The sequence below is a fragment of the Bradyrhizobium sp. HKCCYLS3070 genome (genome assembly GCF_051167575.1).
GTDB lineage: Bacteria > Pseudomonadota > Alphaproteobacteria > Rhizobiales > Xanthobacteraceae > Bradyrhizobium.
Window position 1 is genome coordinate 1,578,543 of the sequence record NZ_JBNPTI010000001.1, and the last position, 22,068, is coordinate 1,600,610.

The window sequence follows — 22,068 nt, forward strand, 5'->3', positions numbered from 1 at the left end:
AACCACCGCACGGCGCCAGGCGTTCCCGCAGCGCACACTCACAATAATCGTGATGAAAGGTTGATTGGCCGACGCACCGAGCCCCCTTGCAGGACTGAGCGAACCCAGCCCCGCAAAAGCTGCCCTGCGGCGCTCAGGCCGCGACGGCGACCGCCCGTGGCCGCGCCACGCCGGTCTTGGTGACTCCCGGCAGCGGCGGCGCCTTCGTGCCGGTCGCATGCGGGAAATACTGCAGCTGCATGGAATGCATGTAGCCGGCTTCCGCGGTCCAGGAGTCGTTCGCCTCGACGATCGGCGTGATCGTGAACAGATCCGGATTGCTCGGCGCAATCGACGTATAGGTCGGGATCGCTGCGCTGAGCCACTCGAGCGGTTTGTAGATCGAGTAGTAGTTGGTGTCCTTCAGGACCGGCGCCGGCGGCGGATAGGTACCGAGAATTCCGTTCAGGTTGGCCCAGGCCATCGGCACGATGTCGTTGCTGTTGACCGCCGCGTAATAGGTGTAGCTCTTTGCGAAGGTCGTCGCGAAGCCCGCGTTCCACATCGTCGGAGCCGCGAAGGTGTGCGGCCACAGCGTGAACGTCAGCGACGAGTTCAGCTTCGGCAACTGGTCCTGCAGCCACGCCGTCGCCACCACGGCGAGCGCGCCGCCGAGGCTGTGCCCGGTCACCATCAGTTGCAGGTTCTGCTTGGCCGCAAGGCCGCGCAGATAGTCCAGCAGCGACAGGTCCGTCGTGGGATCGGTGAGCGCGATGACCAGCGCCAGCGCGTCGTTGATTCCGGCGCTGATCTGCAGCGGCGCTCCGGCCTGCTGCGGATACAGCCACGGCACCTGGAAGACAGCATCGGCATCGGCGAGCACGTTCTCGAACGCGCCGGCGACCGAGCCATCGACATCGGTGCCGCGGAACGCCACCGCGTAGCTGCCGTCGTTGCCTTGCGCGACGTAGGCGAGCACGCCGTTGTTGACCGCCGGGCCCCAGCACAGCGACCACGGACCGTTCGCCGCACCCGATGGGACGGACTTCAGCATCGCCACGAAATCGCTCGGCTGAACCACATCGAGCGCGTCGTCGATATAGGCGAAGTAGGACAGATACGCTGCAGCAACCTTGTTGAGGGCCATGTGAAATCTCTCTGGCTTGAATGATGAAAACAATTTCGATCAAATCGGGCAGGCAGACCATGATCCGCCGGCCCGCCGGGATGATAGACCGCGTTATCTCCAGGTGCACATCACAACATGTTCAACCCCTGATCATCGAACGTCACCGTGGAGCTGCGACACGCAATGATCGCATCTCATTTGCGCGCCGCCCCTCCCATTGCTATGGCGCAGGGCTGTCGCAGGACGACACGCCTCGACGATCATCAGTTCCTCGCCACGCTCACCCCGCGCGATGCCCTACTCTCTCGTCATCTTTGATCTCGACGGCACCCTCGCCGACAGCTTCCCGTGGTTTCGCACCCACGTGAACGTCGTCGCGCAGCGCTTCGGCTTTCGTCAGGTGAAGGACGAGGACATCAACGGGCTCCGCCATGCCTCGACCCGTGAGATCCTCGATTTCCTTCAGGTGCCGCGCTGGAAGCTGCCCTTCATCGCGCGCCACGTGCGCCAACTGAAGACGGCGCATGCAGCGAGCATCCCGCTGTTCGCAGGCGTCGACATCATGCTCGACACGCTTGCCGCGAACGGCACCATGCTCGCATTGGTGTCGTCGGACAGCGAGGCCAACGCGCGGCAGAAGCTCGGATCGCGCGCCGGTCTGTTCGCCGATTTCGATTGCTCGGCCTCGGTGTTCGGCAAGGCACGGAAGTTTCGCCGGGTGCTGAAGCGGCTGCGCGTCGACCCAGCCCAGGCCATCGCGATCGGCGACGAGACCCGCGACATCGAGGCGGCGCGCGCCGCCGGCATCGCCTTCGGCGCGGTGACATGGGGCTATGCCGCGGAGCAGGCGTTGCGCGACCACCAGCCGGAGATGCTGTTCACCCGGATGGACGAGATCGTGGAGCGGTTGGTGGTGCCCGCCAGACGAGATTCGTAGCCTGCATCAGCGCCGCCGGCGACATGCAGGGATAGTGACGAGCCTCGATAACCTCACCGCGTCATTGCGAGCGCAGTGTTCAGCCCGGAGACATGGCTTACACCTGTTCGGGGACATAGTTGACAGTTTTGGGGTCGCGCAGATCAATCGCTGCGATCTGATGTGCGGCAAAGAAAATTCCGAACTTTCCGTCGGCACTGAGTGGCCGGATAGCCAGCCGCTCACCTCGGAAGGCTTGCGGGACTTTCCAGAGCCGCCCCTCGAAACTGACGTAGGCCTTCGTGCTCGACACGGAACGGATGCTCTCACCCTCGTCGTATTCGACGATCGGAAGCCGGTCTGGCATCGCACGTTGGCTCGGTTGATAGCGGCTTGCCGGCACGTCGAAGTTCAAGGCCTCGTGCGGCCGGTCGAGATTGTAGACGGAGCGCCATCCGTCGAGTGCCCGCTGGACATCGGGAAGATCACGGTAGCGCCTGAAGGCAAACACCTCGGCCTTCAGACTGCGGTGGAAGCGTTCGTTCTTGCCGCGGCTCTGAGGATGGTAGGGCCGGCTGTGGATCGTTCGAACGCCGAGCTTCAGAAGCCAGACCGTCAACGCGGTCCAGGGGTCTTCGAGGGTAAATCCCCAGGGGCCACCATTGTCGACGAACATCGCATCCGGCAGTCCATAACGGCGGAACGTCGTCTCCAAATGTCCTTTGACCGTAGAGCCGCGCTCGTTGTCACAAGCCGCCAGGCACAACGAGAAGCGGGAGTGATCGTCCAACGCTGTCAGCGGATGACAGGACACACCGTTCTCCAGCGCACTGTGCCCCTTGAAGTCCATCTGCCACAGCTGATTGGGCGCATCCTTCTCGAACCGCGTGTAGGGCTGTCCGGGCGTGCCTGCAGGCTCGACCACTCGATCGTAGCGGCGCAGGATGGTGTGCACGGTGGATATCGCCGGGACAGCTTGACCATCACGCTCAAGACACCGTGCGAGCTTGCGCGCGCCCCAGGCCGGGTGAGCATCGCGCAATGCGACAATCTGCTGCTCGGTCGCAGCCGCGGTGCGCTCCGGACTTCGATGAGGCCGCCGCGACCGATCCGCCAGCGCCGTGTCCCCAGCGTCATGCCGCTGGATCCATTTGTAGCCCGTCTGAGGGCTGATGCCGAACCGCCGACACAGCTCCCGCCGGTTCGCCCCTTCCTGCTTGGCAAGCATCACAAACTCTCGTCGCTGGTCCATGACAGACACCTCTCGCCACGGCATCGCTCGCCCCTCTGCTTGACGAATCGAGCCGATTTTGAAGTGTCAACCATCTCCCCGAACACCCGTCAGCTATGTCCCCGGGCTGAACAGCAGCGAAGCAGTCCAGAGTCTTCGCGCGGCCTCGATTGCTTCGCTGCGCCGCTGCGCTCGCAGTGACGGAGGCTGCAGATGCAACTCCATTTCCGCCACCGGCGGACCTGCTCACCGCCGCAGGAACGCGCCGAATGCGCGCGGACCGTCGCCGACCTTGATCTCTCCGGTGACCTTCAGCGCGGCCACGTCGATGACGCTCAGAATGTTGCTCTCCCAATTGGCGACGATGACGCGCTGGCCGTCGGCGGTCGCCTCGATGCCCTCCGGATAGTCGCCGACGCTAATGCGCTTGAGCGGCTGCAGGCTCGCCAGGTCGAACACGCTGACCGTGCCGTCATACTGGTCGGTGGCGAAGCCCCTGCCCTGCGCCAGCGCCACCGCATAGGGCCGCAAACCGGTCTTGACCCGGCCGATCTCGCGGCGCTCGGCGAGGTCGATCACCGAGACGTCGTTGGAGGCGACATTTGCCGTGTAGGCGCGCTTGCCCTCGGCGTCGATGGTGACACCGAACGGCCGCGTGCCGACCTTGATGGTCGCAAGGCGCTGGCGCGTCGCCGTGTCGATCACCGAGACCATGTCGTCATCGCGGTCGGCGGAGAGCAGCAGCTTGCCGTCTTGTGTCACCGCAAGCCCCGACGGCGAGGCGCCGACCGCGATGCTGCCGGTCACGGTCCGGGTCTTCGCATCGATCACGCGGATTGCGGCGTTGTACCAGTCTGCGACGTAGACCGTCGAACCGTCCGGCGTCACGGCAATGCCGAGCGGCCCGCCACCGACCTCGACCCGTCCAACCACCTTTCGCGCGACAGCGTCGACGACGCTCACGCTCTTGTCGTCCGGGCTCGCCACATAGGCGAAGCGTCCGTCGGCAGCCACCGCGACGCCGGCCGGCTTGCCGCCGATCGGGATCGTCGCCACCGGCTTCGAGGTCGCGAGGTCGACGATCGTCAGATCGTCGCTGAGCTGGTTGGTGACGAAGGCCTCCTCAGCATGGGCGATGATTGTGGCGGACGCGAGCAAGATACCGGACAAAAGCGCACGGAGATGATGCGGGAGACGATGCGCGCTGGCTTGGCATCTGCCCATGGACGGAAATGCGATCGCATATGGCAATCGGAGTTTGGCGCTCGTCTGCGCCAAGACCGCCATGGCCGGGTTGCTCGCAGCAGTCCGGTGAGATGGAGAGCGCCGACCAAGCAACATCGTCAATCCACGCTAGCTCCCGCTTTCCACCTTCTTCTTCAACCCTTCGAGTCCAGCCTTGTACAGGCCGGTCACCGCATTGACCGCAGCCTCGTCGTTCAGTTCCGGCGGCGGATCGTTGTTGGGGAAGCCGCGGTAGAACGCGCCGGTCCATTCGACCACGCTGCCCTTGCCGTCCGCGCTCGGCGTCACCGCGATGGTCGACGAGTAGTTCGTCACCGGCAGCACCTTCACGTCGACGGCGGTGATACGGTACGAATAGCTCATCTTCTCGGCGTCGTATTTGTAGAGCTCCTCGTCGACGGTAGCGCCGCCCTTCAGGGTCAGCTTGCGCGTGGCGCCAATCTCGTTGCCCTTGTCGCCCGCGGTCTTGTCGACGACGCCGAGCCAGCTCATGTCCTGGAAGTTGCCGATCACGGCCCACACCTTGGCGGGCGCGGCGTTGATCTCGACGTGCTCCTGCACCTTGCGCCGGGTCGGACCATGCGCATCCGCTGTGGTCAGGGCCGTCGTTGCGATCGCGAGCGCCGCCGTCACGGCCAGCGCCTTGCCGAACACCATCCTCATGTCGTTTCCTCAGTCACTCTCATTGGCCGGCGCATCCGGCGCGCGGCGGCGCATCTTTGCACCGCTCCCGATTGTTGCAACAAAAAAGACCGTGTCGTGGCCGATCAATTCGCGCCGCAGCAGCGCTTGTATTTCTGGTCGGAACCGCAGGGACAGGGGTCGTTGCGGCCGACCCTGCCGAACGACGCGAAGGGATTGGGCTGCCGGGCGAAGCTGGTGGACGCGGGCAGCGGAGCCCCGCTCTGCCGGTATTGATGCAGCGTCAGCACCGCCTCGCGGATATTCTGGGGCGCGTTGCGACTGAGATTTCGATATTCGACGGGATCCGGGTTCTCGTCGAGAGTTGCACCGATCATCATCATCAGACCGACCGCAGCCATGGCGACTTCGCCGCCCACCCGCTCATACGCATCGAACCTGTCACGACGCAGGTTCGTGGCCGCCGCGAAGCCGTCGATCCACAGCTCCCAGACGACCTCGCCGTTGAAGCCGTCGATCGGAAAGCGCGGCTGGTACTGCTCCGGATGATGCGCGAGCGTCAGCGCGATCTCCCGGTGATAGTCCATGACCAGCCCGAGCACCTCGTTGGCATGGTCGATGCTGGTGAACACGGAGCGACGGCCCTTGCCGAGCCCGAAGGCCGCCGCGAACCATTCGCCCGGCGGAATCGGCTCAGGGAGCACGAGCAGGCCGGCGATGAAGCCGTCGAGCTCCTCCAGCACCATGGCGCGATCATCCAGGGCCAGGAGCGCCTGTTCGAGCTTGTCGTGGCGACCGATCTGCTCCGGCATGCAGCCCCTCTTCCTTCGCTCCTGTCACGTTCCGAGTCGCCCGACGGGCACGGCGCGCACATGGCCGAGCCACGACGCGGCCGTTTTGACACCAAAACGGCCATGCGCGCAAAACCTAAATTTGCGCACGGGATCAGCGGCATCACCCTTGTCCAGTCCTGCCGTGAAAAATATTCCTGTTTCGCCATTTCGGAATTTCTGTTTTCCTGCATGCGTCCTGTCCTCACGAGAGGGGCGCTTCGCGGTCGTCACGGGCGTGGAGGGCGGGATGCGATGGACGTCACGGGCCCGGCGCTTTTGCGCAGACGACGGGTTTTGTGGCGGACGGCGAAATCGTGTGGTCCTGACCTCCCGACGCTGAGGTCAAGTGGGTGTCGATGCCTTCAAGGCGTCGCGCCGATGACGGTGGCCAGAAGGCCCGGCGCACCGAGGAGAGCGCGTATAAGCCGGTAGAAACCGTCGCGCAGGGAAGGCCGGTTGTTCGGCCAATCCTGTGGTTCCTGCCGCCTGCATTTTTTTCGCAGGCGGGCCATGGGTGCGGCCTGCACCCGGCCTTCCCTGCGCCCTCTCACTGAGGAGGGCGGAATGAACGTCAAAGCTCGGGTGCACTTGGCACGGCGAGAACGTGCAGTCATGTCTCTCCGTCATCGCGAGGAGCAAAGCGACGAAGCGATCCAGAGTCCTCGTGGGATCCTGGATTGCTTCGCTTCGCTCGCAATGACGGCCGAGCAGGCTTCGCTCTGCTCGCCCATCATCCCGGCCTCACTCCGCCAGCACCGCCTGCACGAAGCCGTCGGGGTCGGCGCAGAACTCACGCATCGCCTTGAAATGATCCGTATCCTGCACCGCGACCTTCTCCAGGCCGTATTTGGTCAGCCGCAACAGGGTCGCGCCGGGATAGGCCATCAGGACCGGCGAATGCGTCGCCATCAGCACCTGGCAATGGCTGGAGTCATCCATGCGCCGCATCAGCTTCAGGAACTCGATCTGGCGCGCCGGCGACAGTGCCGATTCCGGCTCGTCGAAAATGTAGATGCCCTGGCGCTGGCAGCGTTCCTCGAAGAAGCGCAGGAACCCCTCGCCATGCGAATGGGACAGGAAGTCGGGCGGCGGCCCGCCGAACGGATCGTCCAGTGCGGCCTGATCGAGATAGCGCGCCACCGAAAAGAAGCTCTCGGCGCGGAAGAACCAGCCTTGCGTGATCTTCGGCAACCAACTCGCGCGCAGCGCGGCGGCAAGTGCGCCGCCCATACGCTCGATCGCACGCCCATGGTCGACCGGCATGTAACCCTTGCCGCCGCCAGCTTCGTCGTAGCCCGCGAGCGCGGCAATGCCTTCGAGCAGGGTCGATTTGCCGGTGCCGTTCTCGCCGACAATGATGGTGATGGCGTTGGTGAAGCTGAGCTCGAACGCGTCCTGCAGGAACGGCAGGCAAAACGGATAGGCCGCGCGATCGGAGATCTTCGCCGGATCGAGCCACAGCCGCTTCAGATAAGGGGCCGGCAGCCGGATCTCGCGTTGCTTCCTCGCCATGACGCCTTCACAACCTCGGTGACATCACCGGCAATCTCGCACATCGCGCCCGCATCGGCCACCGGGCTACGCCACGACTTCCAGCACCAGCTCCATCGTCATCAGCACCGGATTGTCGCCGCGGACGAGGCGCCCCCGCGCGAGCGCGCCGGTGTAGTCGACCAGCGCGACGTCAACAGTGGCTTCAAGGCCGTCGTCGCCCGGCGCGATCGCGCCGGCGGTGATGGTCAGCTCCGTCGCGAACGGCTCGACGACGACGCCGTCCTCGAAGCGCGCCCCGATGGTCGAGCCGACGCCGCCGCGAATGCGCGCTTTGCTGATCCCCTGCGCCCGGCAGAACGCTTCGAGGCAACCGGTGAAATCCTGGTTCGGCCGCAGCCGGAGCGCGAAGGCGCGGCAATCCGTCGTGGCGCCGCTTGGTGCAGCCGCTACCGGCCCGAACAGCTTGAAGCCGGTCTCGACGTCCGGCTCTGCCGTGAAGATCGCGCCGTCGAGCCCGAAGGCGCCGACCTCGAACGGCTCGGCGACGATGGTCTCCTCCGGCAGGATGTGCCCGCCGCCGTTGCGGCTCCCCTCCTCCGTCCACAGCGCGTGGCAATGGAAGAATGGCGCGCCGTCGCGCAAGCCGAGCGTCATCGTCCCCGTCGACAGGCGCGTCACACCGGCGGGACGATAGGTGTCGCTGTAGAACGCGGCATGATCCGCCGTCTTCGACAGCGCCGGCATCACATAGGCGAACGGTCCGAGCGCACCGCCTTTGATATCGATCACACCGCCGGCAAAGCCATTGGCCGCAAAGCCGCGGCGCGCGGCGTCCAAGAGCGGCAACCCCTGCTCCATGGTGAAGGTGAACACACGGCCGCGGGCCTCGACCCACTGGATGCGATCCGCGACGGGCGCACCGGGCTGGGTGATGGATCGCACCACGCGTCAGCCCTGCCTGGTGAGATCGAGCAGGCCGCGCGCCACGAGCTCGTCGCGCACCAGACGCTTCGGAATCTTGCCATAGCCCGATTTGGGCAACGCGTCCCAGAAGAAGAAGCGCTTCGGCATCTTGTAGCGCGGCAGCTTGGTGGCGAGATAGCCGGCGATCGCGCTCTCGCTCGGCGCGGCCGCACCTTCGCGCGCCACGCAGACGGCAACACCGACCTCGCCCCACACCGGATCGGGCACGCCGAGCACCGCGACCTCGCCGATGTCGGGATGCGTCAGGATCTTTTCCTCGACCTCGCGCGGATAGATGTTGGAGCCACCGGAGATGTACATGTCCGAGGCGCGGCCGGTGATGTAGACGAAGCCCTGCGCATCCATGTGGCCGAGATCGCCGGTGCGAAACCAGCCGTCGCGAAACGCCTTCGCATTGGCGTCGGGATTGTCGTAGTAGCCCGCGAACACGGCCGGACCGATGACGCAGATCTCGCCGGTCTCGCCCGGCTTCAGCTCGCGTCCCTGATCGTCCTGGATCGAGACCTGCATGCCCGTGCGCTCATAGCCGCAGGTGCCGATCCGCGCCTCCGGTCCATCCTCTTCCTCGTGCGCCGCGGCCGGGAACACAGTGATGTTGCCGGTGACCTCGCCGAGGCCGAAATACTGCACGATCACCTTGCCGAGCCGCGTCAGCGCGCGCTTCTGGTCCTCGCGATACATCGGCGCGCCGGCATAGATCACGTGGCGCAGCGAGGAGTGATCGAACTGGTCGACCGCGGGATGCTCGACCATCATCTTCAGGATGGTCGGGACCGTGAACAGGTTGCTGACGCGATGCATCTCGATCAGGCGGAAGGCTTCGGTGATGTCGAACTTCTCGCTCGGCAGCAGCACGGTCTTGGCGCCGCGCGCGCTCTGCATCAGCTGGTGCACGCCGGCGCCGTGCGACAGCGGCGCCACGACGAGAGACGCGTCGTACTCGGTCGTGCCCGGCGTCAGATCCGCGAGATGATTGGTGATGACGAACGCCATCTGGCCATGCGTCAGCACCGCCGCCTTGGAGCGACCGGTCGTGCCGGAGGTGAAGAAGAACCAGCAGGGATCGTCATGCTCGACGGCCGCGTTCGCGACGTGTGCGCCGACATGCGCCTTCATTGCGTCGGCCACGGCCCCCGTGCCGAAGCTGCCGCCTTCACCGATGCGCCAGGTAAAGTCAGCAGTCGTCACTGCGGCAGCATGATCCGGAAAGTCGCCGTGGCAGAGAAACGCCTTCGCACCCGAGGCGGTCGCGAGATAGGCGACCTCGTCCGGCATCAGTCGGAAATTGGTGGGCACCCAGACCGCGCCGAGCCGGAACGCGGCGAACATCGAGACGAACATCTCCTCGCAGTTCTTGGAGTGCACCAGAATGCGATCGCCCTTGGCGATCCCCTGCTCGGCCAGCGCCGCCGCGAGCGCCGAGACCATCGCGTCGATTTCGCGCCAGGTCCACGACCTCTCGCCCCAGACGAAGCCGACGCGGTCGCCGAGCCGGCGGCCATTTTGCGTGACGATATGCGCGAGGTTCATCACCCGGCGGGACATGCGCAGGGGTGCCGGTGTCATCGACAATCTCTCGCGCCGCTGCTGCTGACGAACAGACCCATGGAAGCGTCCCCTCGATCGATCCTTCAGGCGATCTCAGCCGCCCGATACCTTTGGGCCTGTTTATCCCGGTCCTGCTCGCCCTCGCAAGGCCGGCCTCCCCATCCCACCCATGCGGTGGCGTGTTTCGAACGGATGCGGATGCCGCGCGACAAACCGTGGCCGGCCGCGCATTTCTTCATATCACCGCGCGCCGAATCTGATTTGAGGACAACCATGATCGATCGTCGCTTCCTGCTTCTCGGCCTCGCTGGCGTGCTCGCCGCTTCTCCGCTGCACGCGCAGGCGCCTGCTTCCAGCGAGCCTGTCGGCATCATGACTGCGATCTACACCCGCGTCGCCAAGGGCAAGGGGGAGGATGGCGGCACCTTCGTCATCGAGGACAAGGCGGCGCGCGCGAAATATCTGTCGAAGTCGCTGGCCGCCCAATGGGCGAAGATGGACGCCCGCACGCCCAAGGGCGAGGTCGGGGCGATCGATTTCGATCCCGTCACGAATTCGCAGGATCCCGATGTCGCCTCGTTCAAGGTGACGTCGGAAATGCAGGACGGCGACAAGGCAACCGTCGCGGTCAGTATTCGCGGCCACCGGACCGAGCGCAAGGAACAGGCCGACGACATCATCCGTTACGACCTCGTGCGCGAAGCGGGCCAATGGAAGATCGACGACATCCGGGGTGCGGTCGATGGCAAGCCATGGTCGATCCGTGCACTGCTGGCGGAGTTCCTCAAGATCACCGAGAAACCTAAACGAAAGTAGAGGCGCATGACTGATGTCCGTGACAACAAGGCCGGGAGCCGCTTCGAGCTCGACATCAACGGCCACGTCGCGTTTGCCAATTACCGGGCCACGCCGCAGGGGGTGATCATCACCCATACCGAGACCCCGCTACCGCTGCGAGGCCGCGGCATCGGTTCGCAGCTCGTGGAAGGTGCCCTCGCGCTGATCCGCGCCGACGGCCGCAAGGTCATCGCGGGCTGCAGCTTCGTCGCCGACTACCTCCGAGACCATCCGGAGAACCGGGACATCATGGCCTGATGGGCCGTGGAATTACCGGGCGAGACGATTGGACGGAGCGCCTTAACGCAATGGCTACCTGGATGGATCAGCAATCCCCCGCCGAGCAAGCAACCAGACCCATGGGGAGAGGCACATGTTCATCACAGCCATTTTCGACGTTCTCAAGCGTTACGTTCACTACCGCACGCAGCTCGCCTATCTCGACCAGCTCGACGAGCGCACGCTGCGCGACATCGGCTTCGACCGCGACCAGCTGCATGCGGAGGCCTGGGAACGCGCCGGCTTCGTGCACGTCTGAGGCGCTGGCACAGCCTCACGCCAGACGCGATCCAAGACGACAAAGGCCCGCACGATGGCGGGCCTTTCGCTTCTTGTTCTTGCCGTGAGCGGCGCAAGCTCAGTGCTTGATCTCCGGCGGCAGTTTGCCGCCATTGGCGGCGAGCTTGCTCATCACCTGCTTGTGCAGCCACACGTTCATGCTGGCGGAGTCGTTGGTGTCGCCGCTATAGCCGAGCTCCTTGGCGAGCTCCTTGCGCGCAGCGAGGCTCGAATCGATATCGAGCGCCTTCATCAGGTCGACGATCGAGGTTCGCCACTCCAGCTTCTCGTGCTTGGCAGCCGCCGCCTTGTCGACGATCGCAGCCACATCGACATTTTGCGGCGCAGCAGCCGGGGCCGCCGTCGGGGACGCAGCCGCGCCGCCGGCCGGCGCGGCGGCGCCCGCGGCGGGCGTGCTGCCGCCGGCCGGTGCCGCCTCGGCATGATGGCCGAAAATCGCGCCCATGATCTTTCCGAAAACGCTCATCAATGGCTCCCAATGGATGGTGATCGTAAGAAGAACTCGGCCGGCGATGTTCCGTTGCAGAGACGCCCGTCGGAGCCGCTCCGCCACCGCCGTGGCCTGCCAAACGCGAACACGGCGACGAATGTGAAGCTTACCCAAGGCGGAATGACGGCGGAACGACTTTATTGGACCATGCTCAGGCTTCTGCATGGGCGTGCCAAGCTAATGCACTGCGACATTCACAGCCCTCACCGAGGCGTGAGTAGGCGCAGCCTGTTTTGCTACTATCCTGATGACTTCCGTTCGCGAATGGCCGCCCCGAGGTTCGTCGCGTCTGGCCATCCGCGAATTTGTTCCAACGAGAAGCGCAGCCCGCCTGCGTGGTTGGGAAGCGCCCCGCGCAAGTTGAGGGAGCACACGACGATGGCTACCTACCACAGCAATGCTGCCTCCCACGTTCGGGCGGCAGACGAGGTCGCGGCTGAGCTGACGATTCGTACGATCGACATGTCGAGCCTGATGCGTGCGCTGCGGCTCGGCTGGGATGACTTCAAGGCGGTGCCGAGTCACGCCGTGATGCTATGTGCGATCTATCCCGTTCTCGGCCTGGTGCTGGCGCGTGCAGTGTTCGGCTATGCGGTGGTGCCGCTGTTGTTTCCGCTGGCGGCCGGCTTCGCCCTGCTCGGCCCGTTCGCCGCGCTCGGTCTCTATGAGCTCAGCAGCCGCCGAGACCGCGGCGAGGACACCAGTGCCTGGGATGCCCTGGAGGTGCTGCGGTCGCCGTCGTTCGGCTCGATGCTCGGACTGGGCACGCTGCTGTTCGCGCTGTTCGTCACCTGGGTCGCGACCGCGCAGGCGATCTACGTCGCAGTGTTCGGCTATGGCGGCGCGACCGGTGTGAGCGATTTCCTGCAGCGGGTCTTCACTACGCCGCAAGGCTGGTGGCTGATCGCGGTCGGCTGTGGCGCAGGCTTCCTGTTCGCGTTGCTGGCGCTGTGCCTCAGCATCGTGTCCTTCCCCTTGATGCTCGACCGTCACGCCGGCGCGCTCGAAGCGGTCGTCACCTCGCTGCGCGTGGCGGCCAAGAACCCAGTTCCGGTTGCGGCCTGGGGCCTCATCGTCGCAGTGCTTCTGGTGGCCGGCACGATCCCGTTCTTCCTCGGTCTCGCCGTCGTGATCCCGGTGCTCGGCCACGCCACCTGGCATCTCTACCGTGAGGCCATCGCGATCCACCCCGACGCCGCCCGGATCGTGCCGCCGGTCCCCCGCAGCTCCAAGCCCGCGGCCGATTTCCCGGCGAACCTGTTCCCATGGCGCTCGCGTGACCAGATGTGAGGACGCAGCGATGAGTTTTCACTGCCGCCGGCCTCCGGGCCGGCGGTCGCGTCGAGGGGCCGCAGAGTGTGGCGGCGCTCACGAAATCCGACGCCAATGTGATCGAAAGGCCTTGCTGCTGCCGCGGTTACGCCCGACATGGAGCACGCCCAGCAACGCTTTTTGAATCCATTGCCGTCCAGGTGTTTCGATGATTGCTCGCGTTCTCGCCGTGTCCGCTCTTGCCTGTCTCGCTGCCCTTACCCCCCTGTCAGCGCCAGCGCACGCCGCGGTACCTTGCGGCAACGGCAATTTCGACGGCTGGCTCGCCGAGTTCAAGACCGAGGCTGCAGCCAAGGGCATCTCGCAAAACACGATCAATGCGGCGCTGACGGGCGTGACGCCGGACCAAAGCGTGCTGAACCGCGACCGCGGTCAGAAGGTGTTCAGCCAGACCTTCGAGGAGTTCTCCGGGCGCATGGTGCCGCCGCGCCTGACCCGCGGCTCCAACATGCTGAAGCAATACGGCTCGGTGCTGTCGCGGATCGAGCAGAGCTACGGCGTGCCCGGCGAGGTGCTGGTCGCGATCTGGGGCCTTGAGACCGATTTCGGCGTCAATGTCGGCAAGTTCCCGACCATCCGTGCGCTCGCGACCTTGGCCTATGACTGCCGCCGCGCCGAGCAGTTTCGCGGCGAGTTGCTGGATGCGCTGCGGATCGTCGACCGCGGCGATCTCCAGCCGGCCGAGATGCGCGGCGCCTGGGCCGGCGAGATCGGACAGACCCAGTTCATGCCGTCGTCCTGGATCAAATATGCCGTCGATTTCGACGGCAATGGCCGGCGCGACCTGATCCGCAGCGCGCCCGACGTTCTCGCCTCCACTGCGAACTATTTGAAGGGCTATGGCTGGCAGAAGGGCAAGGACTGGGAGCCCGGCGGCCCGAATTTTGCGGTCATCCAGCAGTGGAACAAGAGCGAGGTCTATGCGCGGACGATCGCGACCTTCGCGACGCAGCTGGCGCGGGCGCCATAGCCTGCCCGGAAAAAGGCCGATCGCGGTGACGCGATCGGCCCTTGGTTCAACGATGCGAACGACTGACGCGCTACTTGATCATCCCGGCCTGCATCGCCTTCGTCAGATGAACGCTGCAGGCGCCCATCTTGCCGCTCAGCAGCGCATCCTGGGCCGCCGCGATCTCTCGCTGCGCCGTGTATCTGGCATCGCCATCAGCCATAGCCTCGATCGCCGTCTCAGTCTTCTCCAGGTTGGCCCCGCTGCAGCCGGCGCCGTGCATCCGCGCCGCCTGAGCCGGACCGAACGCGGTCATCGCCGCGATGACGAGCGCGGCCCCCAACAGTTTGCTGTTCATTGTTTTTCCTCGCTGGTGCGACGGCGCAGGCATCATTGCCGGACGCCGCGACATTTTGTCGCACCACCTGGATATTCTCGCGAAATGAAATCACTGCGAGCCGCGCGTGATCGTGGACATCGGGTCACCGTCGCGACATCAAAGAGTGAATAAAGATTCACGCCGATCGACCCATGCACTTCGTCGGGGCTCGCGAGATGCTCAACGCCTAACGGCTTCATAGCCGCAGTGACAGCCAATCGATCGGGCTTTTCAAACGAACGATTGAAAAACAGCATGATTACGGAGGTTTCCAACAGATCCGCACCCTCTGATCCGCTGCCCGATTCTTACTCAAGCGTTACCCAAGCTATGCGCCGGAGGTTTAGCTGCATCGCAACATCGGCACTTCCGCATCGCAACAATCTCTTCTATGTTCATTTCAACGATGAGGTTCCAATGAAGAACTGAATCGTGAACTAAAGGAGATTTCTCATGTTGCTCTCGCTCATCCGCATGGTTCAGGCGTTCCGTGAGTATCAGCGCAACGTTGCCGAGCTGTCGCAGCTCAGCGATCGCGAACTCGCCGACATCGGTCTCGATCGCTCGGACATCCCGCGCGTTGCCGCCGGTCACTACAACGGCTGATCGGCCTTCTTCCGATATCTACCGGACATCGCCCGCCTCGCTGCGGGCGTTGCCGCATCTAGGCCTGGCGCAGCGAAACACATGCGCCCGCTTTCTCGCGCCGAGCCTCATTGGCGCATTTGCAGCGCTCGGGAAAAGCGCTACCTGTCCCGCGCATGACAGGCTCCAAATCACCTTCGAATACCGTCCACGTTGTCGGTGCCGGCCTCGCCGGCTCTGAAGCCGCTTGGCAGCTCGCCGAGGCTGGAGTCGATGTGGTGCTGCACGAGATGCGGCCGGACCGCATGACCGAGGCGCACCGAACCGCCACCCCGGCCGAACTGGTGTGCTCGAACTCTTTCCGCTCCGACGATGCGGCCAACAACGCCGTCGGCCTGCTGCATGCCGAGATGCGCCGGCTGGGCTCGCTGATCATGCGCGCTGCCGACGCCAATCAGGTTCCGGCCGGTGGCGCATTGGCCGTCGACCGCGACGGCTTCTCGGCGGCCGTCGCAGCGGCTCTCGAAGGGCATCCACGCATCGCGCTGCGCCGCGGCGAAGTTACCGGCTTGCCGCCGGCGGAGTGGGATCGCGTCATTGTCGCCACCGGTCCCCTCACCTCGCAGCCGCTCGCCGAGGCCATCCGGGACCTGACCGACGAGACGGCACTTGCTTTCTTCGACGCCATTGCGCCGATCGTGCACAAGGACACGATCGACATGACCAAGGCGTGGTTCCAGTCGCGTTACGACAAGGTCGGTCCGGGCGGCACGGGGGCTGACTACATCAACTGTCCGATGACGAAGGAGCAGTACGACGCCTTCGTCGCGGCGCTGCTCGCCGGCGAGAAGACCGACTTCAAGGAGTGGGAGACCAACACGCCCTATTTCGACGGCTGCCTGCCGGTCGAAGTGATGGCCGAACGCGGCCACGAGACGCTCCGTCACGGCCCGATGAAGCCGGTCGGCCTGACCAATCCGCACAATCCGACGGTCAAGCCCTACGCGATCGTGCAGCTGCGCCAGGACAACAAGCTCGGCACGCTCTACAACATGGTCGGCTTCCAGACGAAGCTGAAATATGGCCCGCAGCAGCAGATCTTCCGCACCATTCCCGGGCTGGAGAACGCGGAGTTCGCGCGGCTCGGCGGTCTGCATCGCAACACCTTCCTCAACTCGCCGAAGCTGCTCGATGCGCAGCTCCGCCTGCGCGTCCAGCCACGGCTGCGTTTTGCCGGCCAGATGACGGGATGCGAGGGGTATGTGGAGTCGGCGAGCATCGGCCTGATCGCCGGCCTCTACGCCGCCGCCGAGGTGCGCGGCGCCAATCTGCTGCCGCCACCACCAACCACGGCGCTCGGCGCCCTGCTCGGCCATATCACCGGCGGCCACATCGAGACGATCGACGGTGCGACGCGCTCGTTCCAGCCCATGAACATCAATTTCGGCCTGTTCCCGCCGCTGGCGACGACCCCGACCCGCAAGCCGGACGGCACGCGGCTGAAGGGCAACGAGAAGACGGTGGCGAAGAAGCAGGCGATGAGCGCCCGCGCGCTGGCCGATCTCGACCGCTGGATCGCCGAGCACCTGCCCGTCGCGGCCGCTGCGTGAGAGCCCCATGAGTTTGCCGAAGACTGATTTCGCCGTGCTGGCGGCGCGCTGGAGCGAAGGCGTTCTGCTCAAGCGCGACGTGTTCTCGACCGTCGAGCGCGGCCGCTTCAAGAGCGAGGCCGGTGACGTCGACGCCGTGCTGCGCCGGCTCGATGAGGTGCCGTGGTGGTCGTTCGTGCTGGCGCGGCATTTGTTCGCACGCGAGCGCAAGGCGCTGATGCGCGCCAAGGGGCTCAACGCCGGCCCTGATCTGCTATGGGCTGGGGATCGCGCGCTGGTCCGCGGCTTCATCAATGGCGTGGCGCTGCACCTGGCCAAGCCGCACGGCAACGTCGCCTATTTCCGCTCGGCCAAACAGATGATGCGCCGGCTGCATCGCGCCGGGATCACGCACAACGATCTCGCCAAGGAGCAGAATTGGCTCGTCGGTCACGACGGCCATTGCTACGTGACCGATTTCCAGTTGGCCGCCTGCTTCGAGAGCCGCAGCCGGCTGTTCCGGATCGCGGCCTATGAGGACCTGCGTCATCTGCTCAAGCATAAGCGGAGTTACGCGCCCGAGGCGCTGACGCCGAAGGAGCGCAAGATCCTGGCACGCAAATCGCTGTTCGCGCGCGTCTGGCTGATGACCGGCAAGAAGGTGTATCGCGCCATCACGCGCGGCATCTTCAATTTCACCGACCGCGAGGGTGGCGGACGACGCCTGGTCAACGATGCGCCGGTGCTGATGGACATGATCCGGAAGAATCCGGCCGTGCGCGACGCGGCGATCGTTGCCTTCGCAGACCGCCGGACCGGCGTCGGGCTCTATGCGTTCGTCGAGGGAGAGCAACCGACGCTTGAAACTCAGCTGCAAAACGAGCTTGCTTCAGCCAAGGGCCCGAAGCCGCCGGAGCATATCCAGGTCGTGCATGCCCTGCCGCGCGACGCCAGCGGCAGGCCACGCACTGAACTGTTGCAGCTGGTCGCGATGAACCAGATCGACCTGATCGAACCGATGCTCACGAGCGACAGCGATCGCGCTTTCCTCAAGGACATCCTGGACTCGCGCAAAAACCTGCGCGACCGGTTCAATTTCGAGGCGGACCTGAACCTGCCTTCGGCCTGAGCGGACGAGACTTCGCGGACCGACCATTGTATCCTTTGGTTGCAATGTCGTTTGGGAGGATTGGCAATGAACGTCGAAACCCGCGCGGCCACAACGTCTCGGTCGTCGAACATCGAGATCATCCCGACCGGCCGGCAACTCGGTGCCGAGATTCGACATGTCGATCTCAAGCATCTGGACGATGCGGGCTTCGGCTCCCTGCTCCGTGCCTTTCACACGCACTCCGTTTTGCTGGTGCGCGGCCAGGGTCTGACGGACCAGGACTTGATCGCCTTCAGCCGCCGCTTCGGCGATCTCGACTGGGCGCCGGTGCAGGAGAACGGGCGCCGCTTCGTCGACGGTCTACCCGAAATCTATATCGTCTCGAACGTGAAGGTGAATGGCGAGGCGATCGGCAGCCTCGGCGCGGGCGAAGCGGTGTGGCATACGGACATGTCGTATCTCGACACGCCGCCGATCGCGAGCGCGCTCTACGCGCTGGAAATTCCCCCCGTCGGCGGCAACACGTCGTTCTGCAGCATGTACGCCGTGTACGACGCGCTTCCTCCTGAACTGAAGCGCCGCGTCGCAGATCTGAAGATCAAGCACGACGGCACCTACAACAGCGGCGGCTTCGTCCGACAGGGCGTAACGCCGACCGATGATCCGCGCACATCGCCGGGCGCGATCCATCCGCTGGTCTGCACGCATCCCGATTCCGGCCTGCGGATGCTTTATCTCGGCCGCCGGCGCAATGCCTATCTGGTCGGCCTCGAGCTCGCCGAGTCGGAAGCATTGCTCGACGCGTTGTGGGCCTATGTTGCCCGTCCGGAATTCTCCTGGGAGCATGTCTGGAAGGTCGGAGATCTCGTCATCTGGGACAATCGCTGCACCATGCATCGGCGCGATCCGTTCGATGATCATGCGCGGCGAATCATGCATCGGACCCAGATCAAGGGAACAGATCGTCCACACTGATTCGCTTGCGCGCGGGATCAGCACGATCAAGCGCCAGATTGCCTGCGAATGAGTTGCAGGTTGCTGGATATTTCCTCGCGCATCGCCTTGAAGCGTCCAACTTCCGACTCAGAGCGGCAGAGTGTGCCGACAATCGGCAGATCGTGCCGCGATCCTTCCGCGAATTGCCTCCGAGCCGAAACACCCCCGACAAATTACGATGGTTGATTTGCAGGCACTGGTGAAACTTGGGAGATGACGCAAGTGAGTCTCAGAAGCAACGTTGCTCGAAGCGCCGAAAGCAGCCTCATCCAGGTCATCCCGACGGGAAAGACGCTCGGTGCCGAGGTCTGCAATGTCGATCTCGGATCCTTCGACGATTGGGCGTTCGCCTCGTTCATGCGCGCGCTGCTCAAGCATCAGGTCCTGCTGGTGCGCGGCCAGCGGCTTGGTGAACGTGACATCGCGGCCTTCAGTCGTCGCTTCGGTCACGCGGATCTATTTTACACCTCCCCCGGGGGCTTGCTGGGCGACAGACTGTCATTCTGCAGCCTCTACGCCGCTTATGACGCGCTCTCACCGGCGCTGCGCAGCCGCGTCGCTCATCTGAAGGTTCGTCATCTCGCGACCGACACCGCCGATGATGGCCGTCGCACCGTCATCGCAGGCCCGGTGCATCCGCTGGTCGGCAATCATATCGATACCGGCCGCTCGATGCTCGCGCTGGGGCAGCGTCGCCATTCCTATGTCGTCGGCCTCGAGCAGGACGAATCCGACGCGCTGCTCGACGATCTCTGGCAGCTTGCCGAACGGCCCGAGTTCAGTTGGACCCACACCTGCCGACCGGGTGATCTCGTCGTCTGGGACACCCGCTGCACGATCCACCGGCACGAGCCGCCGGACATGCCGAGACTCCTGCACAGCCCGCCGCTCTGGAGCACGATGCCCTCGGCCTGAGCCCGCGACGGGGTCAGCGCGCGCGAAAACTCGTCGTCCCCGCGGCCCGCCACAGCGTCCACAGCGTCGCGAGGCGCGAGCGGGAGCGCGGCTGAAACGGATCGTCGCGGGGTCCGGCCCGCGCAAGGTCGCGCCGGACCAGCGCGAGCGGCAGCAGAACCGGCCGCACGGCCGGTGGCGCCTGACGCGCCAGCTCGAGGGTGTGATCGAGATGCTGCCGGGCCTGCCCGCGCAGGTCCATGATCACCTCCTGGATCGCCGGCGACGCCTTGCCGGAGAACATCTCCTCCTGGCCGACGCCATGCCGCGCGAGAAGATCGAGCGGGACATAGAGCTGCCGGTGGGCCGCATCGCGCGGCAGCGCCGCGATCACCTGGAGCAACCCTTGCGCGATGCCGGCATGGTGCGCGAGATGATCGGCGTCCGCAAACGGCGGCGCAATGATCTGCGCGGCCAGCGCGAACAGCGCGCCACGCGTGTCGCCGAGATAGCCGTCCAGCGCCGCCATCGTCGGCATCGGATCGTTGTAGAGATCGAATTGATGCTCATCGACCAGGCGCGTCAGCCGCTCGACCGGAAGCGCGAAGCGCTGCACGGTGAGCAGCAATTCGGCCGCAACGGGATTTCCCTCCGCGCCGCCATGTTCGTGACCCGTCAGCGTGTCGTGCCACCACTGCAGGCGGACTTCGCCCGGCAGCGGCTGCGACACGAGATCTCGAATGCGGCTGACTTCGACGTTGAATGCGTACAGCGACAACAGCGCACGCCGGGGCTCGGGCGACATGAACAGCGTCGAGGCGTAACGGTCGAAATCGTGCTCGCGGACAAGGCCTGCACAGAACGCGGCGTCGCTGTTGGCGTTCGTCTCGCTCATGGGACGGCGATGAGCGCTGCCGCAACCCGGCGCCGCTCGCCGATCATGACGTTGTAGGTGCGAATCGCGGGGCCGGTCTGCATCGCATCGAGCACGACGTTCACGCCACGCAGGGCCGCGCGCAGCGGTGCCGGCGCGATCCAGACTTCGTTTCCGGTGCCGATGATGAGCGTGTCGATCCTGTTCGCCGCATCAAAAACGCGCTGCAACGAATAGCGGTCGATCTGATCGGGCTGGATGACGTCCCAGGCCCAGATCGAGTCGGGCAGGCACAGCAGCGAGCCGCGATGCGACATGCCGGCAAAGGCGAAGCCGCCTTTGCCATAACCGTCGATCGGCGCGGACCGCGGGAAATGCGGGGCGTCAGTTGCCATGCGAGACCAACATCTCAACCCCGATCCGGGTCCAACGGCTGATCAGGGCTTCTTTTTCGGCTCGTCGATCTGATCACCCCGAACGGTTCCGACGCCGAGATAGATCAGGATCGGCGCGGCGATGAAGATCGAGGTGTAGGTGCCGACCAGCACCACGCCGAACATCATCACCGCGGTGAAGCTGTGGATCGCCGGGCCGCCGAACAAGAGCAATGCCAGCAGCGCCAGGGTCACCGTGACGTGCGTGATGATCGAGCGCGACAAGGTCGAGTTGATCGATTCGTTGAGCAGCTGCGGCATCGGCATCTTCTTGTAGCGCCGCAGCATCTCGCGGATACGGTCGTAGATGACGACGGTGTCGTTGAGCGAATAGCCGAGAATGGTCAGCAGCGCCGCGATGCTGGTGAGGTCGAAATCGACCTGGCTGATCGACATGAAGCCGATCGTCAGCACGATGTCGTGGACGTTGGCGATCATGGCACCGAGCGCAAACTGCCATTCGAACCGGAACCAGAGATAGATCAGGATCGAGATGATCGCGAGCATCAGGCCGAGCATGCCGACGGCCAGGAACTCGCCGGAAACGCGCGGCCCCACCACCTCGACCCGGCGATACTCTACGGAATCGCCGATCGCCGCCTTCACCTTGTTCGCGGCCTCCTGCTGCGCGGCGTCGCCGCCCGGCTGTTCGGCAATTCGGATCAGAACCGATGCATCGGCCGCAGTGCCGAACTGCTGCAGCTGCACCTCGCCCAGACCGAGGGTCGCCAGCGTCGCGCGCATCCCCGCAATGTCGGCGGTGCCGGACTTGGCCCGCACCTCGAGCAAGGTGCCGCCGCGGAAATCGATGCCGAGGTTCAAGCCATGGGTGAAGAACAGCACGATGGCGAGGATCGACAGCGCCGCAGAAATCGGAAAGCTGATGCGGCGGAACTGCGTGAAATCGAAATGCGTGTCGTCGGGAACGATGCGCAGCGACGGCAGCAGGCCGAGCGCGCTGACCACCGTCAGCACCGCGATCAGGATGCCAAGCCCGATGAGAACCCAGTGTGTCACA

The 22,068-nt window shown here is 64.8% G+C and carries 24 protein-coding genes; 11 read left to right on the plus strand and 13 right to left on the minus strand.

The window, feature by feature from the left end:
• Positions 1 to 133 precede the first annotated feature (133 nt).
• Entirely contained in the window at positions 134 to 1,126 is a 993-nt protein-coding gene (locus tag ACQR03_RS07300; RefSeq protein ID WP_316188287.1) for a lipase family protein, read from the minus strand.
• A 274-nt stretch (positions 1,127 to 1,400) separates the two neighbouring features.
• Between ACQR03_RS07300 and ACQR03_RS07305 the strand changes: the two genes are divergently transcribed.
• Positions 1,401 to 2,045, plus strand: a complete 645-nt coding sequence (locus tag ACQR03_RS07305) for an HAD hydrolase-like protein (protein ID WP_434841155.1) — start codon at positions 1,401 to 1,403, stop codon at positions 2,043 to 2,045.
• Between the two features lie 97 nt (positions 2,046 to 2,142).
• On the opposite strand, the gene ACQR03_RS07310 is transcribed toward ACQR03_RS07305, so the two are convergent.
• The 7 genes from ACQR03_RS07310 to ACQR03_RS07340 form a co-directional block, all read right to left on the minus strand.
• Positions 2,143 to 3,300, minus strand: coding sequence for an IS481 family transposase (locus ACQR03_RS07310; protein ID WP_315759740.1), 1,158 nt, complete (start codon positions 3,298 to 3,300; stop codon positions 2,143 to 2,145).
• A 201-nt stretch (positions 3,301 to 3,501) separates the two neighbouring features.
• A complete protein-coding gene (locus ACQR03_RS07315; protein WP_316165340.1) occupies positions 3,502 to 4,479 on the minus strand; it encodes a cytochrome D1 domain-containing protein in 978 nt (325 codons plus the stop codon).
• A gap of 129 nt (positions 4,480 to 4,608) precedes the next feature.
• Positions 4,609 to 5,163, minus strand: coding sequence for an SRPBCC family protein (locus ACQR03_RS07320; RefSeq protein ID WP_316165339.1), 555 nt, complete (start codon positions 5,161 to 5,163; stop codon positions 4,609 to 4,611).
• A 104-nt stretch (positions 5,164 to 5,267) separates the two neighbouring features.
• Positions 5,268 to 5,954, minus strand: coding sequence for a UPF0149 family protein (locus ACQR03_RS07325; protein ID WP_434841156.1), 687 nt, complete (start codon positions 5,952 to 5,954; stop codon positions 5,268 to 5,270).
• Between the two features lie 762 nt (positions 5,955 to 6,716).
• Complete coding sequence (locus ACQR03_RS07330; RefSeq protein WP_315827535.1) at positions 6,717 to 7,487, minus strand: AAA family ATPase; 771 nt, start codon at positions 7,485 to 7,487, stop codon at positions 6,717 to 6,719.
• Positions 7,488 to 7,553: 66 nt separating this feature from the next.
• Positions 7,554 to 8,411: a PCC domain-containing protein gene (locus tag ACQR03_RS07335; RefSeq protein WP_434841212.1), complete on the minus strand. Its 858-nt coding sequence runs from the start codon at positions 8,409 to 8,411 to the stop codon at positions 7,554 to 7,556.
• Between the two features lie 6 nt (positions 8,412 to 8,417).
• Positions 8,418 to 10,019, minus strand: coding sequence for an acyl-CoA synthetase (locus ACQR03_RS07340; RefSeq protein WP_434841157.1), 1,602 nt, complete (start codon positions 10,017 to 10,019; stop codon positions 8,418 to 8,420).
• Between the two features lie 255 nt (positions 10,020 to 10,274).
• Here ACQR03_RS07340 and ACQR03_RS07345 point away from each other — a divergent pair, with 255 nt between their 5' ends.
• From ACQR03_RS07345 to ACQR03_RS07355, 3 genes are all read left to right on the plus strand, one after another.
• The gene (locus ACQR03_RS07345) at positions 10,275 to 10,817 is read left to right on the plus strand and encodes a DUF3828 domain-containing protein (RefSeq protein WP_315827630.1); all 543 of its coding nucleotides are present in this window, start codon (positions 10,275 to 10,277) and stop codon (positions 10,815 to 10,817) included.
• 6 nt (positions 10,818 to 10,823) lie between these two features.
• On the plus strand, positions 10,824 to 11,096 hold the full coding sequence (locus tag ACQR03_RS07350; protein WP_315711742.1) for a GNAT family N-acetyltransferase: 273 nt from the start codon (positions 10,824 to 10,826) through the stop codon (positions 11,094 to 11,096).
• A gap of 115 nt (positions 11,097 to 11,211) precedes the next feature.
• Positions 11,212 to 11,376 carry a DUF1127 domain-containing protein gene (locus ACQR03_RS07355; RefSeq protein WP_315751025.1) on the plus strand — a complete coding sequence of 55 codons (165 nt, stop codon included), beginning with the start codon at positions 11,212 to 11,214 and terminating at the stop codon, positions 11,374 to 11,376.
• Between the two features lie 99 nt (positions 11,377 to 11,475).
• Here ACQR03_RS07355 and ACQR03_RS07360 read toward each other — a convergent pair whose 3' ends face one another.
• Positions 11,476 to 11,883: a DUF3597 domain-containing protein gene (locus tag ACQR03_RS07360; RefSeq protein ID WP_316170178.1), complete on the minus strand. Its 408-nt coding sequence runs from the start codon at positions 11,881 to 11,883 to the stop codon at positions 11,476 to 11,478.
• A gap of 402 nt (positions 11,884 to 12,285) precedes the next feature.
• Here ACQR03_RS07360 and ACQR03_RS07365 point away from each other — a divergent pair, with 402 nt between their 5' ends.
• Positions 12,286 to 13,197, plus strand: coding sequence for a DUF2189 domain-containing protein (locus tag ACQR03_RS07365; protein ID WP_315711738.1), 912 nt, complete (start codon positions 12,286 to 12,288; stop codon positions 13,195 to 13,197).
• Between the two features lie 190 nt (positions 13,198 to 13,387).
• A complete protein-coding gene (locus tag ACQR03_RS07370) occupies positions 13,388 to 14,209 on the plus strand; it encodes a lytic murein transglycosylase (RefSeq protein ID WP_315711736.1) in 822 nt (273 codons plus the stop codon).
• Positions 14,210 to 14,279: 70 nt separating this feature from the next.
• On the opposite strand, the gene ACQR03_RS07375 is transcribed toward ACQR03_RS07370, so the two are convergent.
• Positions 14,280 to 14,546, minus strand: a complete 267-nt coding sequence (locus tag ACQR03_RS07375; protein WP_315712608.1) for a hypothetical protein — start codon at positions 14,544 to 14,546, stop codon at positions 14,280 to 14,282.
• Between the two features lie 474 nt (positions 14,547 to 15,020).
• On the opposite strand from ACQR03_RS07375, the gene ACQR03_RS07380 reads away from it, so the two are divergent.
• The 5 genes from ACQR03_RS07380 to ACQR03_RS07400 all read left to right on the plus strand — a co-directional run bounded on the left by ACQR03_RS07380 (position 15,021) and on the right by ACQR03_RS07400 (position 19,763).
• Positions 15,021 to 15,173 (plus strand): DUF1127 domain-containing protein, encoded by a 153-nt coding sequence (locus tag ACQR03_RS07380; RefSeq protein WP_006614327.1) that lies wholly within the window; start codon positions 15,021 to 15,023, stop codon positions 15,171 to 15,173.
• Between the two features lie 155 nt (positions 15,174 to 15,328).
• Positions 15,329 to 16,762 carry a methylenetetrahydrofolate--tRNA-(uracil(54)-C(5))-methyltransferase (FADH(2)-oxidizing) TrmFO gene (trmFO, locus tag ACQR03_RS07385; RefSeq protein WP_316165331.1) on the plus strand — a complete coding sequence of 478 codons (1,434 nt, stop codon included), beginning with the start codon at positions 15,329 to 15,331 and terminating at the stop codon, positions 16,760 to 16,762.
• A gap of 7 nt (positions 16,763 to 16,769) precedes the next feature.
• Positions 16,770 to 17,870 (plus strand): serine/threonine protein kinase, encoded by a 1,101-nt coding sequence (locus tag ACQR03_RS07390; RefSeq protein WP_316186128.1) that lies wholly within the window; start codon positions 16,770 to 16,772, stop codon positions 17,868 to 17,870.
• Positions 17,871 to 17,936: 66 nt separating this feature from the next.
• Positions 17,937 to 18,827, plus strand: coding sequence for a TauD/TfdA dioxygenase family protein (locus tag ACQR03_RS07395; protein ID WP_316186127.1), 891 nt, complete (start codon positions 17,937 to 17,939; stop codon positions 18,825 to 18,827).
• A 243-nt stretch (positions 18,828 to 19,070) separates the two neighbouring features.
• Complete coding sequence (locus ACQR03_RS07400; RefSeq protein WP_315711730.1) at positions 19,071 to 19,763, plus strand: TauD/TfdA dioxygenase family protein; 693 nt, start codon at positions 19,071 to 19,073, stop codon at positions 19,761 to 19,763.
• Positions 19,764 to 19,776: 13 nt separating this feature from the next.
• Here the strand turns inward: ACQR03_RS07400 and ACQR03_RS07405 are convergent, their stop codons facing one another.
• From ACQR03_RS07405 to secF, 3 genes are read right to left on the minus strand one after another with little or no spacing between them, the layout of a single operon-like run.
• Entirely contained in the window at positions 19,777 to 20,637 is an 861-nt protein-coding gene (locus tag ACQR03_RS07405; RefSeq protein WP_434841158.1) for a phytoene/squalene synthase family protein, read from the minus strand.
• The gene (locus ACQR03_RS07410) at positions 20,634 to 21,011 is read right to left on the minus strand and encodes an Mth938-like domain-containing protein (RefSeq protein ID WP_315711727.1); all 378 of its coding nucleotides are present in this window, start codon (positions 21,009 to 21,011) and stop codon (positions 20,634 to 20,636) included. Before ACQR03_RS07410 ends, ACQR03_RS07405 begins: the two co-directional genes overlap by 4 nt.
• 42 nt (positions 21,012 to 21,053) lie before the next feature.
• Entirely contained in the window at positions 21,054 to 22,067 is a 1,014-nt protein-coding gene (gene secF, locus ACQR03_RS07415; protein ID WP_316170173.1) for a protein translocase subunit SecF, read from the minus strand.
• Position 22,068 lies beyond the last annotated feature (1 nt).

Excerpts from the sequence above, each read along its gene's own strand:
- ACQR03_RS07300 (WP_316188287.1), bottom strand. The coding sequence starts at position 1,126 with ATGGCCCTCAACAAGGTTGCTGCAGCGTATCTGTCCTACTTCGCCTAT.
- ACQR03_RS07305 (WP_434841155.1), top strand. The coding sequence starts at position 1,401 with ATGCCCTACTCTCTCGTCATCTTTGATCTCGACGGCACCCTCGCCGAC.
- ACQR03_RS07310 (WP_315759740.1), bottom strand. The coding sequence starts at position 3,300 with ATGCCGTGGCGAGAGGTGTCTGTCATGGACCAGCGACGAGAGTTTGTG.
- ACQR03_RS07315 (WP_316165340.1), bottom strand. The coding sequence starts at position 4,479 with ATGGGCAGATGCCAAGCCAGCGCGCATCGTCTCCCGCATCATCTCCGT.
- ACQR03_RS07320 (WP_316165339.1), bottom strand. The coding sequence starts at position 5,163 with ATGAGGATGGTGTTCGGCAAGGCGCTGGCCGTGACGGCGGCGCTCGCG.
- ACQR03_RS07325 (WP_434841156.1), bottom strand. The coding sequence starts at position 5,954 with ATGCCGGAGCAGATCGGTCGCCACGACAAGCTCGAACAGGCGCTCCTG.
- ACQR03_RS07330 (WP_315827535.1), bottom strand. The coding sequence starts at position 7,487 with ATGGCGAGGAAGCAACGCGAGATCCGGCTGCCGGCCCCTTATCTGAAG.
- ACQR03_RS07340 (WP_434841157.1), bottom strand. The coding sequence starts at position 10,019 with ATGACACCGGCACCCCTGCGCATGTCCCGCCGGGTGATGAACCTCGCG.
- ACQR03_RS07345 (WP_315827630.1), top strand. The coding sequence starts at position 10,275 with ATGATCGATCGTCGCTTCCTGCTTCTCGGCCTCGCTGGCGTGCTCGCC.
- ACQR03_RS07350 (WP_315711742.1), top strand. The coding sequence starts at position 10,824 with ATGACTGATGTCCGTGACAACAAGGCCGGGAGCCGCTTCGAGCTCGAC.
- ACQR03_RS07355 (WP_315751025.1), top strand. The coding sequence starts at position 11,212 with ATGTTCATCACAGCCATTTTCGACGTTCTCAAGCGTTACGTTCACTAC.
- ACQR03_RS07360 (WP_316170178.1), bottom strand. The coding sequence starts at position 11,883 with ATGAGCGTTTTCGGAAAGATCATGGGCGCGATTTTCGGCCATCATGCC.
- ACQR03_RS07365 (WP_315711738.1), top strand. The coding sequence starts at position 12,286 with ATGGCTACCTACCACAGCAATGCTGCCTCCCACGTTCGGGCGGCAGAC.
- ACQR03_RS07370 (WP_315711736.1), top strand. The coding sequence starts at position 13,388 with ATGATTGCTCGCGTTCTCGCCGTGTCCGCTCTTGCCTGTCTCGCTGCC.
- ACQR03_RS07375 (WP_315712608.1), bottom strand. The coding sequence starts at position 14,546 with ATGAACAGCAAACTGTTGGGGGCCGCGCTCGTCATCGCGGCGATGACC.
- ACQR03_RS07380 (WP_006614327.1), top strand. The coding sequence starts at position 15,021 with ATGTTGCTCTCGCTCATCCGCATGGTTCAGGCGTTCCGTGAGTATCAG.
- trmFO (WP_316165331.1), top strand. The coding sequence starts at position 15,329 with ATGACAGGCTCCAAATCACCTTCGAATACCGTCCACGTTGTCGGTGCC.
- ACQR03_RS07390 (WP_316186128.1), top strand. The coding sequence starts at position 16,770 with ATGAGTTTGCCGAAGACTGATTTCGCCGTGCTGGCGGCGCGCTGGAGC.
- ACQR03_RS07395 (WP_316186127.1), top strand. The coding sequence starts at position 17,937 with ATGAACGTCGAAACCCGCGCGGCCACAACGTCTCGGTCGTCGAACATC.
- ACQR03_RS07405 (WP_434841158.1), bottom strand. The coding sequence starts at position 20,637 with ATGAGCGAGACGAACGCCAACAGCGACGCCGCGTTCTGTGCAGGCCTT.
- ACQR03_RS07410 (WP_315711727.1), bottom strand. The coding sequence starts at position 21,011 with ATGGCAACTGACGCCCCGCATTTCCCGCGGTCCGCGCCGATCGACGGT.